We start from the raw sequence: 15,287 nt of genomic DNA, 5'->3' as shown, positions 1-15,287 counted from the left end.
GAGGGGCGCGGGGGCGGGTCGGGCCCTCAGCCGTCCAGGCCCGCCGCGACCCTGCGCGAGGGCTTGAAGACGTACAGGTCGAGGATGTCCGGGGCGTCCGCGAGGCCCGGGCCGCCGGCCGCCGCCCAGGTCACGATGTCCTGTTCGGCGTGCTCGTCGTTGACCAGGCCGAGCCAGACCGGCCGCCCGCCGGCCCGGCGCCCCTCGGCGGAGGGCTGCACGACGATCACGTTGCCCTGCTCGCACGCGTCCAGGCACTCGACCGCCCGTACGGTGGCCGCGCCCTCCAGGTCCGAGCGGAGCCGGGCCAGCTGGGCCGCGTGGTCGACGCCCGGGATCTTCCCGGTACCGCAGCAGCAGCCTCGGCAGACGCTGACGGTGGGGCGGCCGGCGCCCGGGGCGGGCACGTCCTTGCGGCTGCGGCGGCTCATCGGGGCACTTCCCGTCGCGGTGGGGTGAGGGGACCACCGGGGTGCGGGTGATCACCACGACTCTACCGAGGCGTCCGCGGTTCGAACACCAGCGCCCTCGCCCAACCGGTTGGGGTATCGTTGACGGCTGCGAAGGGGAGTAGCCCCGCAAACCGGTCGTCGACACACTGGAGCCCTCGGGTTCCCGGTGGCCGGGCTCGTGGATGCTGAGAAGGCTTCACGGGCGGGCGAGACCTTCGGTCCTGTATGACACGTCCACGCCCCGTGGGCGCCGCCGTCATGCCGGGCCGAGTGGTCCTCCGAAAAGCCCGAGCGGCGCTTCGCGAAGATCCGGGGCCCGGCTCGCACAGAAAGCCGACCGGAATGCACCTCGATCCCCTGGCGATCATCACCGCCTTCGGGCTGATCTTCCTCGCGGAGCTCCCCGACAAGACGATGTTCGCTTCGCTGGCCATGGGCACGCGGATGCGCCCGCTCTACGTGTGGTTCGGCACGTCGTCCGCGTTCATCGTGCACGTCGCCATCGCCGTGGGCGCGGGCGGCCTCCTCGGGCTGCTGCCCGACTGGATCGTCAAGCTGGTCTCCGCCTCGCTCTTCGCGCTCGGCGCGTTCCTCCTGCTGCGCGGCAGCGGCGGGGACGACGACGAGGAGACCGAGGTGAAGACCGTGACCGGTTTCTGGCCGGTCTACTCGACCGCGTTCATGGCGGTCTTCATCAGCGAGTGGGGCGATCTGACGCAGATCACCACGGCCAACCTGGCGGCGAGCAACGGGGCGTGGTCCACGGCGATCGGTTCGGCCGCGGCCCTGATGTCCGTCTCCGCGCTGGCGCTGCTGGCGGGGAAGTTCATCGCCAAGCGCGTACCGCTGAAGACCGTGCAGCGCATCGGCGGGCTCTGCATGCTGGCCCTCGCCCTTTGGACGGCCGTGGAGATCTTCACCGGTTGATGTGCGGTTCCGCGCCGGGGGGCGCACCGGCCGGGCGCTCCCCCTCGCGGGCCGGGGGTGTACCGGAGCCGGCGCTCCCCGGGGCGGGGCCGGGGGCGTAGCGGTGCCGGGCACTCCCCCGGCCCCCGGCACGTGCCCGGTTCAGAAGAGGAGCTGGGGTCCGCCCCGCGTTCCGGCGCTCTCGAACGCGAGCAGCCGCTGCTTGCGGTCCAGGCCGCCGCCGTAGCCGGTGAGGCTGCCGGAGGCCCCGATCACCCGGTGGCAGGGGACGATGATCCCGACCGGGTTCTTTCCGTTGGCCAGGCCGACCGCCCGGGACGCGCCCGGTCTGCCGAGCTCCGCGGCCAGTTCGCCGTACGTACGCGTCTCGCCGTACGGGATCTCGACCAGCGCCGCCCAGACGCTCCGCTGGAACGGTGTGCCCGCCAGGCTCAGCGGAAGGTCGAAGGCCGTGCGGTCCCCGGCGAAGTACTCGCCGAGCTGCCGGACCGCCTCGCCGAAGGGCGCCGGGTCCGGGACGCCGAAGGTCTCCTGGGCCGGCCGGTGGCGCTGGTCGGACATGTAGAGGGCCGACAGGACGCCGTCGGTGGCGACGAGCGTCAGCGGCCCGTAGGGGCTGTCGACGACGGTGTGCTGCTTGGTCGTGGTCATGGGGGTCTCCTTCAGGCGGGCAGGTGGTTGACGGGGTGGTCGTCCACCGTCCAGAGGTACTGCACGGCGTACGCCCGCCAGGGGCGCCAGGCGGCGGCCCGTGCGGTGAGGGCGGCGGGGGTGGCCGGCAGGCCGAGCCGTTCGGCCGCCCGCCGGATGCCGAGGTCGGTGGGGAGGAAGGCGTCGGGGTCCCCGAGGGCCCGCATGGCGATGGACTCGACCGTCCAGGGGCCGAAGCCGGGCAGTGCGGACAGGGCGGCGCGGGCCTCGTCCCGGTCGGCGTCGGCGCCGAGCCGCAGCCGGCCCTCCGCGAGCGCGGCGAGGAGGGTGGTGAGCGTGGTGCGGCGGGTGCGCGGCAGCGCCAGCGCCTCCGGGTCCAGGCCCGTCAGCGCTTCGGGCGTCGGGAAGAGGTGCGTGAGCCCGCCCTCGGGGTCGTCGACGGGGACGCCGTGGGCGGTGACCAGCCGGGCGGCGTGGGTGCGGGCGGCGGCGGTCGAGACCTGCTGGCCGAGCACCGCGCGTACGGCGAACTCCGCTTCGTCCACGGTGCGCGGCACCCGGCGGCCGGGCCCCGCCTCGACCAGCGGGGCGAGCAGCGGGTCGGTGCGCAGGTGCGCGTCCACGGCCACCGGGTCCGCGTCCAGGTCGAGCAGTCGGCGGCAGCCGCTGATGGCCCGGGTGAGGTCGCGGAGGTCGGTGAGGGAGAGCCGGCAGGCGATGTGGTCGGATTCCGGCGCGAGGGCGACGACGCCGTGCCCGTAGGGGAGGGCGAGGGTGCGCCGGTACGCGCCGTCCCGCCACTCCTCGACTCCGGGGACGGCGGTCGCGGCGAGGTGGCCGAAGAGGTTGCTGGGGTTGAGCGGGGTCCGGTACGGGAGGCGGAGCGCGATGACGCCCGGCGCGGCGGGGGCGCGGGGGCCCCGGGCAGCCCGGGTGCGCAGCTCGCCGGGGGCCTGGCCGAAGACCTCGCGGACCGTCTCGTTGAAGGTGCGGATGGAGGAGAACCCGGCGGCGAACGCCACCTGGGCCATGGGCAGTGCGGTCGTCTCGACGAGGAGGCGGGCGGTCTGCGCCCGCTGGGCGCGGGCCAGGGCCAGCGGGCCCGCGCCCAGCTCGGCCAGGAGCTGGCGTTCGATCTGGCGGGCGGAGTATCCGAGCCGGGCGGCGAGGCCGCTCACGCCCTCGCGGTCGACGACCCCGTCCCGGATGAGGCGCATGGCACGGGCGACCGAGTCGGCGCGGGTGTTCCACTCGGGAGACCCGGGGCTGGTGTCGGGGCGGCACCGTTTGCAGGCCCGGAACCCGGCCTGCTGGCAGGCGGCGGCGCTCGGGTAGAAGGCCATGTTGCGGACCTTGGGCGGCACGACGGGGCAGCTGGGGCGGCAGTAGATCCGGGTGGTGAGGACCGCCGTGAAGAACCAGCCGTCGAAGCGGGCGTCCTTGGACTGGACGGCCCGCACGCAGCGCTCGGTGTCGGTGTGCATGACTCCAGGATGGTTCACCGGTCAGGGGCGTGGCTGGCGGAAATCCGACACGGCGGTCGGCGCGCACGGCGGTCGGCGCGCCGCCGCGTGACGGCCGGGGGGGAGCCGCCGGCCTCGCACGGTCTCAGCGCATCGCGAGGACTTCCTCGAACTCCACGTACGCGTGCGCGTCGAAGAGCACGAAGCGCACCTCCTCGACCGGCGCCACCGTCTCCGCCAGCACCGTGCGCACCGCGATCCGTGCCCCGTCGTCCATCGGCCAGCCGTAGATGCCGGTGGAGATCGCCGGGAACGCGATGGTCCTGGCCCCCAACTCGGCGGCCAGGCGCAGGGATTCGCGGTAGCAGGAGGCGAGCAGGGCGGAGCGGTCCTGGGCGCCGGAGAAGACCGGGCCGACCGTGTGCACGATCCACCGCGCTCCGAGGCGTCCGGCGGTGGTGGCGACGGCCTGCCCGGTGGGCAGGCCCTTGCCGTACCGGGAGGCGCGCAGTTCGCGGCAGGCGGCGAGGATGTCGGGGCCGCCGCGCCGGTGGATGGCGCCGTCGACGCCGCCGCCGCCGAGCAGCGAGGAGTTCGCCGCGTTGACGATGACGTCGACGGACTGGTCGGTGATGTCGCCGCGGACCAGGCGTACGACGGGGGAGACGGAGGTGCTCATGCGGACATCATGCCGCGCGCCGTCGTTCCGCGTCACCGCGCTCCGGACCGCCGCGGTGATCTGCCGGGACGACGCAACCGGGCGCCGGGGCTCCGGGCGCTCGGGGCCGTGCGGCGGGCGCTCAGGAGGCGGCCCGCAGGCGTCGCCATACGGCCTTGGCGGCGTGGTGGCCGGACATGCCGTGCACCCCGGGTCCGGGCGGGGTGGCCGAGGAGCAGAGGAACACCGCGGGATGCGCGGTGGCGTACGGGACGCGGGCGAGCTTCGGGCGGATCAGGGTCTGCAGCCCGGCGAAGGCCCCGCACGCGATGTCGCCGCCGACGTAGTTGGCGTTGCGCGCCGCGAGCCGGGGCGGTCCGGCGAGCGCGCGGGCCAGCACGAGGTCGCGGAACCCGGGCGCGAAGCGCTCCAGTCGGCGTTCGATGACCTCGGTGGCGTCGCCCTCCCAGCCCGCCGGGACGTGTCCGTACACCCAGAAGACGTGTCGCCCCTCGGGGGCGCGGGTGGGGTCGGTCAGGCTGGGCTGGGCGGTGATGAGGAAGGGCTTGTCGGGGTCGCGGCCCTCGACGGCGGCGCGCAGGGCGGCGTCGATGGCTCCGGCGGTGGGCCCGATGTGGACGGTGCCGGCCCGGCGCGCCGCCTCCGCCGTCCAGGGGACGGGGCCGGAGAGCGCGTAGTCGATCTTGAAGGCGGAGGCGCCGTAGCGGTAGCCGCGGTAGGCGCTGCCGAGTCCGGCGATGCGGGCGAGGGCCGAGGGCGAGGTGTCGAAGATGTAGGCGCGGGCGGGAGGGAGTTCGTCCAGTCGCTTGACCTCGCTGCCGGTGCGGATCGTGCCCCCGTGTTCGCGGAGCAGGGAGGCGAGGGCGTCCGAGATGGCCTGGGAGCCGCCGCGCGGCACCGGCCAGCCGTTCTCGTGGGCGGCGAGCGCGAAGACGAGGGCGATGGCCGAGGTGGCGAAGCCGCTGGTGGGCGCTATGGCGTGGGCGGCGAGCCCGGCGAAGAGGCCGCGGGCCTTCGCGCCCCGGAAGCGTCGGGCGACCCAGGTGGCGGGCTGGAGGCCGAGGAGCCCGAAGCGGGCCAGCCGGTACGGATCGCGGGGCAGACCGTCCCAGGGGGTGCGCAGGAAGTCGGCGGCCAGGGTGTCCCAGTGGCCGAGGAAGGGGGCCACGAGGCGGCGGTAGGCGCCGGCGTCGGCCGCCCCCAGCGACATGGCGCTCTCCCCGACGGAGCGGGTGAGCGTCGCGGCCGTCCCGTCCGGGAAGGGGTGGGCGAGGTCGACCTCGGGGAGCAGCCATTGGAGTCCGTGCCGCTCCAGGGGCATCGCCCGGAACGCGGGCGAGCCGATGCCGAGGGGGTGTACGGCGGAGCAGGGGTCGTGCCGGAACCCCGGCAGCGTCAGCTCCTCCGTACGGGCCCCTCCGCCGACGGTGCCGTGCGTCTCGTGGACCTCCACGGCGAGGCCCCGGCGGGCCAGTTCGGCGGCGGCGGTCAGCCCGTTGGGCCCGGCCCCCACGACCACCGCATCGAGCATCGAGGTCACCTGGGACTCCTTCGTCGGCCGGCGGGCGGGCACCCAGGATATTCGGGCGCGCCTGCCGTACGGACGCGGGGATCCCCGGGGGGGGCGACCGGACCGGCGCGCCGGCCCGGTCGAGCCGGGTCCCCGGGTCAGGCGCCCGAGCGCAGGGCGGCCAGGACGCGCCGGGCGGTGGCCTCGTCGCGGGCGGCCGTGAACGGCAGGTCGTTGCCGCCCGCGATCCGGAACGGGGCGCCGGAGAGGGTGGACTGGGCGCCGCCCGCCTCGGTGACCAGGAGGAGGCCGGCCGCGTGGTCCCACGCGTACTCCCAGTTGAAGGCGACGGCGTCCAGGTCGCCGCGGGCCACCGCCAGGTACTCCAGCCCCGCCGATCCGCAGGGGCGGGCCGCGATGCCCTCCGTGCACAGGCCGAGCAGGGCCCGCTTCTGCGCGTCGGTGGTGTGGTCGGGGTGCGACATCGCCACCTCCAGGACGGCTCCGGGGGCGGGCGACCCGGACCGTATCGGCGCGCCGTTGAGCGTGGCGCCCCGGCCGCGCACGGCGACGGCCATCTCGTCCAGGGCCGGTGCGTAGGTCCAGGAGGCGTGGACCTCGCCGTGCCGGGCGAGGGCGACGAGGGTGCAGAAGCCGTCCTCGCCCCGGACGAACTGGCGGGTGCCGTCGACCGGGTCCACGATCCAGACCGGGGCGTCGCCGCCGAGGGCGTCGTAGACCGCCGGATCGGCGTGGACGGACTCCTCGCCGACGACGACCGAGCCGGGCAGCAGTGCGGTGAGGGCCGCGGTGAGGTGTTCCTCGGCCAACCGGTCGGCGGCGGTGACCAGGTCGTGCGGGCCGCTCTTCTCGAGGATCTCGTGGGCGGCGAGCTTCCGGTGGCGGGGCACGATCTCCGCCGCCGCGGCGGCGCGCACGGCCGCCTCGACGTCGGCGAGCGGCCCGGGGTGTCCGGCGGTCCCGTACAGGAAGTCATCGATCATGGGTCCAGCCAATCACGGCGGTACGAGCCCTCACCCCTCGGGTGAATGGGGACATCCCCGGCGCAGGGCCGGATGCCGGACAGTGCTCGCAAAGTGCAACGATGAACAAAGGACGCGTCAATTACCGGCGGATATCCTTGACCGCCGGGGAAAAATCCGCTGCGTGACAAGTGGAGGCTCTACGGTTAGTGTTGGCCTGGATTCGGGGCCCGAACTCTCGTATTGGTTCACCCCGCGCGGCCTTGACCGGCCACCGGCTGGAACGCACCACCAGGGGGAGGAAGCCGTGCCTCAGCCAGCTACCCTCTCAGGGTTACGCGACACCTGCGGGACCAGGGGGATGGCCGCGCCGACCCGCCGTGAGCCGGGCCGATTCCGCCTGGCTCACCCCTGCGGACGCACGCCGGGACCACTGTTCCCGAGGATGTCACAGAGCCTTAACGTGCACACGCAGACCACGAATCAAAGGTCCGCGAAAGTGGAACCGGACGCGGGGCGCACGCGTCTTGCACGGGGAATTCTCTGTCCACGCACGTTATCTACGCGTCAGTAATAAATGCCGGCCCGGAATCCGATTCCCGCCTGAATACCCGGCGGTATCCCGGCACCCGTACGGAGCGCGCCCACGCGCTCCGCAGTTCCGCCCTCCGCCCCACCGGAGCGGACTTCCCGTCCGCGGTGCGGGCATCATTCCGCGAGTGCGGTTCAACATATTCACAACATGCCGAACGACACGCGGCGTCACCCGCCGCGCTGGGAGTACGAGGGGTTCTGGTATGGCCGAGAAGGGCGGACGCGGACTGGTGGTCCTGCACTCGTCACCTTTGATACGCAAGGCGATTCTCGATCTGTTCCGGGGCGATCCGGGCATCACCGTCCTGGGAGGCTGTCCGCACCCGACCGCGGTCGACACCCTCCCCGGCGGCCGGCCCGACGTGGCGCTCGTGGAGTACGAGCAGTGGCCGGAGGTCCTCGGCAACCTGGCGTACTGGAGCGGCACCCGCGTCATCCTCTACAGCAGGGACAACGCTCCCCGCAGCGTGGTGGACTGCATCAGGGGCGGGGCCGCCGGGTTCGTACACGAGTCGTGCCCGCCCGAGTCCATCGTCAAGGGGCTGCACGACGTGCTGAGCGGGCGCGGCTTCTGGCACCTGGGTGCGGACGAGCCGCCTCCGGAGCCCCGGAAGGCCGGTAAGGGCGGGGCGTGGAAGCTGAGCGGACGCGAGGAGGAGATTCTCGGCCTCTTACTGCGCCGGCGTTCCAACGAGGAGATCGCCCAGGAGCTCTGCCTCACCCAGCAGACCGTCAAGAACTACGCGAGCCGGGTCTTCCACAAGGTGGGCGTGTCCGGGCGCAAGGAGCTGTTCAGAATGCTGAGGCCCTGCGGATGACCCCTCCCCGGACCGCCCCCGAACCGGAGGCGAACCCTCTCCTGGTCGAACGGAACGGACGGGTGGCCACCCTCACGCTGTGCCGCCCGCACCGCCGCAATGCGATGTCCACCGCGCTGCTGGAGCGACTCGCCGACGAATTGATCCGGCTGACAGCCCGAAGGGACGGGGCTTTGGGTGCGTTGGTGCTCACCGGGGCCGGCGGAACCTTCTCCAGCGGCGCGGACACCCGGGAGCCCGATTGGCACGACCTGTCGCGCCGCGCGGTGCGGCGGGCCCACTTCCGTACGGTGTTCCAGGCGTTGCACGCCGCCCCCTTCCCCGTGGTGACGGCCGTGGAGGGGTACGCGCTCGGGGGCGGGCTCGAACTGGCCCTGGCCTGCGACCTGGTGGTGGCCGGAGAGGGGGCGCTGTTCGGCCTTCCGGAGCTGGGGGTGGGGGCGGTGCCGGGCGGCGGGGCGGTCCACTCGCTGCTGCGCCGGGCCGGCCGCGGGGTGGCCGCCCGGATGCTGCTGATACCCGGCGAGCGCGTACGGGCGGACGAACTCGCCCGGCTCGGCGCGGTGGAGCGCACGGTGCCCGACGGCGGGGCGCTCGCCGAGGCCCGGGCGCTGGCGGCGTCGGTGGCCGCCGGGGATCCGGCGCTCCTGGAGGCGGGGGTCCGGCTGCTGCGGGACTCCGGGCACCTGGACCGTACGGCGGCGCTCGGGGTGGAGAACGGCTACTGGTGGCAGGCGGCTTCCGCAGCGAACCGGGCCCCCTCGCCGCCTGCCGGCCACCGCCCCTGACCCCCGGCGACCGGGGCGTTTCGGGCCACGGCAGGTAGGCGCTTCGTTGCAGCTGGTGAGCCGCCCGGTTAGTCTGTTGATCAGATTCAGTAAACAGTGAATATGACGTACGTGCCGTACGGCAGTCGCCGACCCCCCACCCCCCGATGCCCGCCGGACGACCCCGGCCGGCCGTGGACGCACGAGCCGTGGGCGCAAGAGGAGAGCAGAAGAGACGTGACCCCTCTCATCGAATGTACGGACGTCACCAAGAAGTTCGGTGACTTCACCGCGTTGAGCCGGCTGAACCTGACGGTCCCCCACGGCGTGGTCTACGGCTACCTGGGCCCCAACGGGGCGGGCAAGAGCACCACGATCCGGATGCTCATGGGCCTCTCCCGGCCCACCTCCGGCCGGGTCCGGGTCCTCGGCCGCCCCCCGACCGACCCCGAGGTCCGTGGGCGCATCGGCTACCTCCCCGGCGAACTGCGACTGGACGACAGGCTGACTATCCATCAGACGCTGGTGTCCTGGGGGCGGTTGCGGGGGCTGGCGGACACCGCCTACCGGGACGAGCTGGTCCAGCGGTTCGGCATCGACCCCTCGCGCAAGGTGCGCGGGCTCTCCACCGGCAACCGCCGCAAGGTCGGCCTGGTCGGCGCCTTCATGGCCAGGCCGGAGCTGCTGATCCTGGACGAACCGACCAACGGACTCGACCCGTTGATGCAGCAGGTGTTCCTCACCGCCGTCGAGGAGGCCAGGGACAACGGGCAGAGCGTGCTGCTCTCCTCGCACATCCTCTCCGAGGTCGAGCGGGTCGCCGACCGGGTCGCGGTGCTCCAGGGCGGCAGGCTCGCCGCCTCCGGCCCGACGCACGAGCTGCGCCGCCGGGCCGCCCAGCGCTTCCACATCACCTTCGCCGAGGGCGAGGACCTCCCGCTGGCGGCGCTGTCCGCCCTGGGGGGGGCGTCGGCCGTGGAGCGGCGCACACCCGAGGGCCAGGAGGTGTCCCTGGCCTGGGCCGGTTCGCCCGATCCGCTGCTGTCCCTCCTGGCGGGCCACCGGATCACCACGCTCACCGCGCCCGAACCGGACCTGGAGGAGGCGTTCCTGGAGTACTACCAGAACGACGTGCCGGACAGCCGGGGCGCAGCGGCCGAGGAGCCGTCCCCGGCCGTCGGCCCCGCGCGATAACCGCCGGACGCCACCGCCGCGGGTCCTCACGTCACCAAGGCCGCTCCCCCGGGCCGGCCGGAAGGGAAACACATGTCATCGCCCAGCTCGGAGATCTTCCGGCGCGGAGTACAGATCCAGAAGCGCACCCTGATCGCCTGGTCGGCCGCGCTGGTCCTGCTCGCCCTCTCCGTCGTCGGCGCCTGGCCCTCGATGGAGAAGTCCGGCGCTCTGGACGACTTCGCCTCCGGCGTCTCGCCGGAGATGGCCGCGGCGTTCGGAATCGACCAGATCAGCAGCGCCAGCGGTTATCTCAAGGGCAACCTGTACGCGGTGCTGCTGCCGCTGCTCCTCGGCCTGATGGCCGTGACCGCGACCGCCGCCCTGACCGGCGGCGACGAGGAGGCGGGACGGCTCGAACTGCTGCTGGCGCTGCCGGTCGCCCGCCGCACCGTCTTCCTGGTGCGCTTCCTCTGCGTCGCCTTCGGCCTGGCCGTCACCAGCTTCCTGGTCTGGCTTTCGGTGTACGGCTCCGTCGTCTCGTTCGACATGGACGTCTCCGGCGGCGGGGTCGCCGCCGTCACGCTGACGGTCGGACTGCTGGCCGTGCTGCACGCCGGGGTCGCGTACGCCGTCGTCGGATTCGGTTTCGGCCGGGGCCCCGCGCTCGGCGTGGCGGCCGGCGTGCTCGTCGTCGGATACCTGCTGCACGCCATCGCGCCGATGTCCGACGCCCTGGAGCCGCTGTCGAACGTCTCGCCGTGGGAGTGGGCGCTGGGCAGCGACCCGCTGCTCAACGGGGTTCCGTGGGGCGGGGTGGCACTGCTGGTCCTCCTCTCCGCCGTGGTCGTCGCCGCCGGTACGTACGCGGTGGACCGGCGGGACGTCAAGAACGCCTGACCCGCGCCCCCGCGCCCTGCCGAAGCGGCCCGGCCCCTCCCCCCGCGGAGCGGCCGGGCCGCTTTCGTGCGCACGGACGCGCTTACCGCACGGAGTCGACGCCTCCGGCCGAAAATCGGGTACTGACGGTCACCACATCAGGCGTGTATGAGTACTTGACGGCCATATCGAGGCTCATGTAAGGGCAGTTAGCTTCGGTCCATGGACAGCAGTCGAGCCCATTTCCCGGACCCCTCCGATCCCGTCGTGCTGACCGGCATCGGGTGCGTACTGCCCGGCACCCCCGACGTACACGCCTTCTGGAGCCATGTGTCCACCGGCACATCGCAGGTGAGCCGGCTGGAGAAGCCGTCGTTCGCCGCCGCCGGGCTGCCGGTCCACGCCGCCGCCCAGCTCGGCGCGTTCGACACCGCGGCCCGGTTGCCGGACCTCGCGCCGGCGCACGCCGCGAAGTACAACCGCGACATCCTGGCCACCATGGCCGCCGTCGGCGACGCGCTCGCGGACGCCGGGATCGCGCGCGGCCAGATCGCCCCGGAGCGGCTGAGCATCGTCCAGTCCTCCTCCCGCGGCCCGCTGTCCTGGTGGGCCGAGACCATCACGGCGGGCCCGGAGCAGGACCCGTACGCCGGCAAGGCGACCGCCATGTTCCGGGGTCTCGCCGGCTGCCCGGCCACCCTGGCCGCCATCGCCGTGGGAGCGAAGGGTCTGGTCACCACGGTCAGCAGCGCCTGCGTCGGCGGCCACCACGCGATCGGCATCGCCCTGCGCGAGCTGCGGTCGGGCAGCGCCGACGTGGTGCTCGCCGGGGGCCACGAGTTCCCCATCACCCCCGAGGTCGCCCGCTGCTACCTGGGGCTCGGGGACGGGGTGCTCTCGCCGGAGAGCGAGGAACCCGCCACCGCCGTCCGCCCCTACGACCGCGACCGGCGCGGTTTCGCCCTGGGCGAGGGGGCGATGACGCTCTGCCTGGAGCGCGAGTCGTCCGCCCGTGCGCGCGGCGCCCGGATCTACGCACGGATCCTGGGCCACCGGGCCCTCAACGAGGCCCACCACGCCACCAGCATGGACCTGGTCGGGGACGTCACCGCCTCGGTCGTCTCCGGGGTGCTCGACGACGCGGGGCGCAAGCCGGAGGAGATCGGCTACGTCTGCGGCCACGGCACCGCCACCCGGTACAACGACCTCGCCGAGAGCCGCGCCCTGCGCCGGCTGCTGCCGCACCACGACGACGCGGACCTGCCGCCGCACGGCTCCAACAAGCCGATTTACGGCCATACCTTCGGCATGGCCGGGATCATCAACGTCGCCGCCACCTCGCTGATGCTCCACCACCAGCGGCTGGCCCCGACCGCCAACCACCGCACGCCGGACCCCGAGTGCGACCACGACCACGTCGCCGAGGGTCCGCGCGACACCGAGTTCGACCTCGCGGTCTCGCTGTCCTTCGCCTTCGGCTCGCAGACCTCCGTCATGGCCCTGGAGCACGCATGACCACCACGCCCGCATACCCGCGCGCCGCGGACCGCCGGACCGGCCCCCACCTGGCAGCCGGCCCCGACGACCTGATCCGCCGCTTCGTCCGCGAGGGCGACCACGTGCACGCGGCGGCGACGATGTCACGGCCCAACGCCCTGCTGAACGCGGTCTGCCGGACCTTCGCCGGGAGCCGCAGCCTGACCGTGAGCACCACCGCCGTGCACTCCAGCGCCCACGCGCTGGCCCTCTCCGGGGCCGTACGCAAGGTGATCACCGGATTCGTCGGCGACACCTACCCCTCGCCGCGCCCCAACCGCCTCTACCGCGAACTGGCCGAGGGCAGGCCCTTCGAGATGGAGATGTGGTCGCTGCTGAGCTACACCCAGCGGCTGATGGCCGGAGCGCTCGGCCAGCCCTTCGCCACCACCGGTTCGATGCTCGCCGAGACCGACCTGCGGCACGGCAAGGAGGGCAGCCTCCACCTGGTGCCGCACCCCGAGGACCCAGAGCGCACGGTCACCCTGCTCAGCCCGCTGCGCCCGCGCCTCACCCTTTTCCACGGGGTCGTCGCCGACCGCCGGGGCAACGTCGTGGCCTGTCCCCCGCTGGGCGAGGGCCCCTGGGCCGCGTACGCCGCGACCGACGGCGTCCTCGCCTCCGTGGAGGCGATCGTCGACGACGAGGTGATCGCGGCCATGCCCGACCGGGTGGTGATCCCCGCCGCCCGCGTCCTCGGCCTCTGCGAGGCCCCGCTCGGCGCCCACCCGCAGTCGCTGCGTACCGGAGGGCTCGCCGGGATCGACGGCTACCTGGACGACTACGGCTTCCTCACCGACATCGTGGCCGCCTGCAAGAGCCCGGAGACCGCCGCCGCCTGGTACGAGGAGTGGGTCGGCGGGGTGCCGGACCACGCCGCGTACCTGGAGAAGCTGGGCGGGAAGCGCCGTACCGAACTGGTCTTCCCCGCTCCCCCGGGCGGCCCGGCCGCCGCGGGGAGGACCGCCGCGCCGGTGGACGCGTCCGCCGCGCCCACCGAGCAGGAGCAGTTGATCGTGCTCGGCGCCCGCGCGGTCGCGGACCTGGTGCGGGAGCGCGGCTACGACACGCTGCTCGCCGGGATCGGCACCTCGCACATGTCGGCGTGGCTGGCGGCCCGGCTGCTGGCCGAGGACGGCGTCCAGGTGCAGGTGGCCGCCGAGCTGGGCCTCCAGTCGATGGACCCCGAGCCCGGCGACGTCTTCCTCTTCAGCCAGCGGCACGCGGAGCGCTCGCAGATGCTGGCCGGGGTCGCCGAGACGCTGGGCGGCGCGGTCGCCGCCAACCCGCGCTGCCTGGGCGTGCTGTCGGCGGCGGAGATCGACCCGGACGCCAACATCAACACGACGCTGCTGCCGGACGGCCGGTGGATCACCGGCTCCGGCGGGGCCAACGACATCGCCTCGTCGGTGGACTGCGTGGTGATCGCGGTCGCCTCGGCCCGCCGCTACGTACCCCGGCTGACCCACCTGACCAGTCCGGGCCTGCGGGTCCGCGACGTGGTCAGCCAGTTCGGGCGCTTCACCCGTACGGGAGCCGGCGCCGCCTTCCAACTGACGAGCTGGCTGCCGCCCGTGCCCGGCCGGGGCCGCACGGAGGCGGACCTCCCCGACGGGCCCGAGGCGGCGGTCCGGGACCTCACCGGCTGGGACTTCCCCGACGGCTCCACGGGGGTCGGCGCGTTCCTGACCGACGAGAAGGCCGTCACCACCGAAGAACTCTCGCTCCTGCGCACCATGGACCCGGAAGGCTTCTACCGATGACCACCACCGCCGAGACCGTCCCCGACCCGGCGACGGCCCACCTCCGGCCGCTGCCGCCCACCGCGATCGCCCCGGTGCGGCTCGCCGGGATCGGCCACTACTTCCCCGGCGAGCCGATCACCAACGCCCACTTCGAGCAGCTCGACGCGCTGGGCATCGACGACGCCTGGATCCGCGAGAACACCGGGATCGTCAGCCGCCACTGGCCGGCCGACGAGAAGGAGCGCGCCGTGGAGATGGCGGCCAAGGCGGTGGACGACGCGTTGAGCGCCGCCGGCCTGGGCCCGGACGACATCGACCTGGTCATCGGCACGACCTCGACGACCCGGCCGCGTACCAACCCCTCCAGCGCCACCAACAACTACATGGACATCTCGCTGCCGCTCCAGAAGCAGGTGGGGCTGCGCCACGCCACCTGCTTCGACGTCACCTCGGTGGCCTGCGCCGGCTTCATGTACGGCACCGCGACGGCCGCCGCGATGCTCCCGGCCCTCGGCATGCGCAACGCGCTGGTCGTCTGCGCGGAGAACCCGCGCCCCATCCTGAACTTCGACTACCGCTACTCGGCGCTGTTCGGGGCGGGGGCCGCGGCGGCCGTCTGGTCGGCGGACACCGCGGAGCACGGCCTGCTGGACGTGGCGCTGCACGCGGACGGTTCGTACTTCGACGCCTTCGACATCGACGAGAACGACAAGATGCTGATGCGCGGCCGGGAGGTCGGCGCGGTCGGCCCCAAGCTGCTCTCCCACGTGGGCCGGGAGATTCTGGAGCGCAACGGCCTGACGGTGGACGACATCGACTGGTTCGTGCCGCACCAGGGCAACCTGAACATGATCAACCAGGTGTGCCGGACGCTGGAGATCCCGCGCGAGAAGCTGCTGACCAACATCCAGGAGCGCGGCAACACCTCCAGCGTCTCCATCCCGAGCTGCCTCTCGGAGAACCTGCGCTCCGGGAAGATCCGCTCCGGCGATCTGGTCGCGACGATCGGCATCGGGCGCGGCTTCAGCTGGGGCGCGATGCTCCTGCGCATCCCGTGAGCCACCGCGCCGCCTCCTTCGCCGGGCGTCCCCCGGCACCACCGCACAGTAC

General features: G+C 73.5%; 14 protein-coding genes. 8 read left to right on the top strand and 6 right to left on the bottom strand.

Features of this window, described 5'->3' with window-relative positions; all coding sequences use genetic code 11:
* Positions 1-26: 26 nt before the first annotated feature.
* Complete coding sequence (locus AMK24_RS19180) at positions 27-431, bottom strand: (2Fe-2S) ferredoxin domain-containing protein (protein WP_073770017.1); 405 nt, start codon at positions 429-431, stop codon at positions 27-29.
* A 363-nt stretch (positions 432-794) separates the two neighbouring features.
* On the opposite strand from AMK24_RS19180, the gene AMK24_RS19175 reads away from it, so the two are divergent.
* Complete coding sequence (locus AMK24_RS19175) at positions 795-1,379, top strand: TMEM165/GDT1 family protein (RefSeq protein WP_073770016.1); 585 nt, start codon at positions 795-797, stop codon at positions 1,377-1,379.
* Positions 1,380-1,520: 141 nt separating this feature from the next.
* On the opposite strand, the gene AMK24_RS19170 is transcribed toward AMK24_RS19175, so the two are convergent.
* The 5 genes from AMK24_RS19170 to AMK24_RS19150 all read right to left on the bottom strand — a co-directional run bounded on the left by AMK24_RS19170 (position 1,521) and on the right by AMK24_RS19150 (position 6,686).
* On the bottom strand, positions 1,521-2,030 hold the full coding sequence (locus tag AMK24_RS19170) for a methylated-DNA--[protein]-cysteine S-methyltransferase (RefSeq protein ID WP_073770015.1): 510 nt from the start codon (positions 2,028-2,030) through the stop codon (positions 1,521-1,523).
* An 11-nt stretch (positions 2,031-2,041) separates the two neighbouring features.
* On the bottom strand, positions 2,042-3,514 hold the full coding sequence (locus tag AMK24_RS19165) for an AlkA N-terminal domain-containing protein (RefSeq protein ID WP_073770014.1): 1,473 nt from the start codon (positions 3,512-3,514) through the stop codon (positions 2,042-2,044).
* Between the two features lie 124 nt (positions 3,515-3,638).
* Positions 3,639-4,172, bottom strand: a complete 534-nt coding sequence (locus tag AMK24_RS19160) for an O-acetyl-ADP-ribose deacetylase (RefSeq protein WP_073770013.1) — start codon at positions 4,170-4,172, stop codon at positions 3,639-3,641.
* Positions 4,173-4,293: 121 nt separating this feature from the next.
* Positions 4,294-5,712, bottom strand: a complete 1,419-nt coding sequence (locus AMK24_RS19155; RefSeq protein WP_073770012.1) for a phytoene desaturase family protein — start codon at positions 5,710-5,712, stop codon at positions 4,294-4,296.
* Between the two features lie 128 nt (positions 5,713-5,840).
* Positions 5,841-6,686, bottom strand: coding sequence for an inositol monophosphatase family protein (locus AMK24_RS19150; RefSeq protein ID WP_073770011.1), 846 nt, complete (start codon positions 6,684-6,686; stop codon positions 5,841-5,843).
* A gap of 776 nt (positions 6,687-7,462) precedes the next feature.
* Between AMK24_RS19150 and AMK24_RS19145 the strand changes: the two genes are divergently transcribed.
* The 7 genes from AMK24_RS19145 to AMK24_RS19115 all read left to right on the top strand — a co-directional run bounded on the left by AMK24_RS19145 (position 7,463) and on the right by AMK24_RS19115 (position 15,235).
* Positions 7,463-8,077, top strand: a complete 615-nt coding sequence (locus AMK24_RS19145) for a response regulator transcription factor (RefSeq protein ID WP_073770010.1) — start codon at positions 7,463-7,465, stop codon at positions 8,075-8,077.
* Entirely contained in the window at positions 8,074-8,865 is a 792-nt protein-coding gene (locus AMK24_RS19140; protein WP_073770009.1) for an enoyl-CoA hydratase/isomerase family protein, read from the top strand. The genes AMK24_RS19145 and AMK24_RS19140 overlap by 4 nt, the downstream gene beginning before the upstream one ends.
* Before the next feature lie 216 nt (positions 8,866-9,081).
* Positions 9,082-10,038, top strand: coding sequence for an ABC transporter ATP-binding protein (locus AMK24_RS19135; protein WP_073770008.1), 957 nt, complete (start codon positions 9,082-9,084; stop codon positions 10,036-10,038).
* 72 nt (positions 10,039-10,110) lie between these two features.
* Entirely contained in the window at positions 10,111-10,917 is an 807-nt protein-coding gene (locus tag AMK24_RS19130) for an ABC transporter permease subunit (RefSeq protein WP_073770007.1), read from the top strand.
* Positions 10,918-11,118: 201 nt separating this feature from the next.
* Complete coding sequence (locus AMK24_RS19125) at positions 11,119-12,411, top strand: beta-ketoacyl-[acyl-carrier-protein] synthase family protein (RefSeq protein ID WP_073770006.1); 1,293 nt, start codon at positions 11,119-11,121, stop codon at positions 12,409-12,411.
* Complete coding sequence (locus AMK24_RS19120) at positions 12,408-14,195, top strand: CoA-transferase (RefSeq protein ID WP_079190554.1); 1,788 nt, start codon at positions 12,408-12,410, stop codon at positions 14,193-14,195. Before AMK24_RS19125 ends, AMK24_RS19120 begins: the two co-directional genes overlap by 4 nt.
* Positions 14,192-15,235, top strand: coding sequence for a ketoacyl-ACP synthase III (locus AMK24_RS19115; protein WP_079190553.1), 1,044 nt, complete (start codon positions 14,192-14,194; stop codon positions 15,233-15,235). Before AMK24_RS19120 ends, AMK24_RS19115 begins: the two co-directional genes overlap by 4 nt.
* The last annotated feature ends 52 nt before the right edge of the window (positions 15,236-15,287 follow it).

The sequence above is a fragment of the Streptomyces sp. CB02366 genome, assembly GCF_001905905.1.
Lineage (GTDB): Bacteria > Actinomycetota > Actinomycetes > Streptomycetales > Streptomycetaceae > Streptomyces.
The sequence above is the reverse complement of the archived record's forward strand: the minus strand, read 5'-3'. Positions and strand labels throughout refer to the sequence as shown.

Bases quoted from the DNA above. Each gene is read 5' to 3' on its own strand.
- AMK24_RS19180 (WP_073770017.1), bottom strand. From the start codon at position 431: ATGAGCCGCCGCAGCCGCAAGGACGTGCCCGCCCCGGGCGCCGGCCGC.
- AMK24_RS19125 (WP_073770006.1), top strand. From the start codon at position 11,119: ATGGACAGCAGTCGAGCCCATTTCCCGGACCCCTCCGATCCCGTCGTG.
- AMK24_RS19150 (WP_073770011.1), bottom strand. From the start codon at position 6,686: ATGATCGATGACTTCCTGTACGGGACCGCCGGACACCCCGGGCCGCTC.
- AMK24_RS19165 (WP_073770014.1), bottom strand. From the start codon at position 3,514: ATGCACACCGACACCGAGCGCTGCGTGCGGGCCGTCCAGTCCAAGGAC.
- AMK24_RS19170 (WP_073770015.1), bottom strand. From the start codon at position 2,030: ATGACCACGACCAAGCAGCACACCGTCGTCGACAGCCCCTACGGGCCG.
- AMK24_RS19145 (WP_073770010.1), top strand. From the start codon at position 7,463: ATGGCCGAGAAGGGCGGACGCGGACTGGTGGTCCTGCACTCGTCACCT.
- AMK24_RS19160 (WP_073770013.1), bottom strand. From the start codon at position 4,172: ATGAGCACCTCCGTCTCCCCCGTCGTACGCCTGGTCCGCGGCGACATC.
- AMK24_RS19115 (WP_079190553.1), top strand. From the start codon at position 14,192: ATGACCACCACCGCCGAGACCGTCCCCGACCCGGCGACGGCCCACCTC.
- AMK24_RS19130 (WP_073770007.1), top strand. From the start codon at position 10,111: ATGTCATCGCCCAGCTCGGAGATCTTCCGGCGCGGAGTACAGATCCAG.
- AMK24_RS19175 (WP_073770016.1), top strand. From the start codon at position 795: ATGCACCTCGATCCCCTGGCGATCATCACCGCCTTCGGGCTGATCTTC.
- AMK24_RS19120 (WP_079190554.1), top strand. From the start codon at position 12,408: ATGACCACCACGCCCGCATACCCGCGCGCCGCGGACCGCCGGACCGGC.
- AMK24_RS19140 (WP_073770009.1), top strand. From the start codon at position 8,074: ATGACCCCTCCCCGGACCGCCCCCGAACCGGAGGCGAACCCTCTCCTG.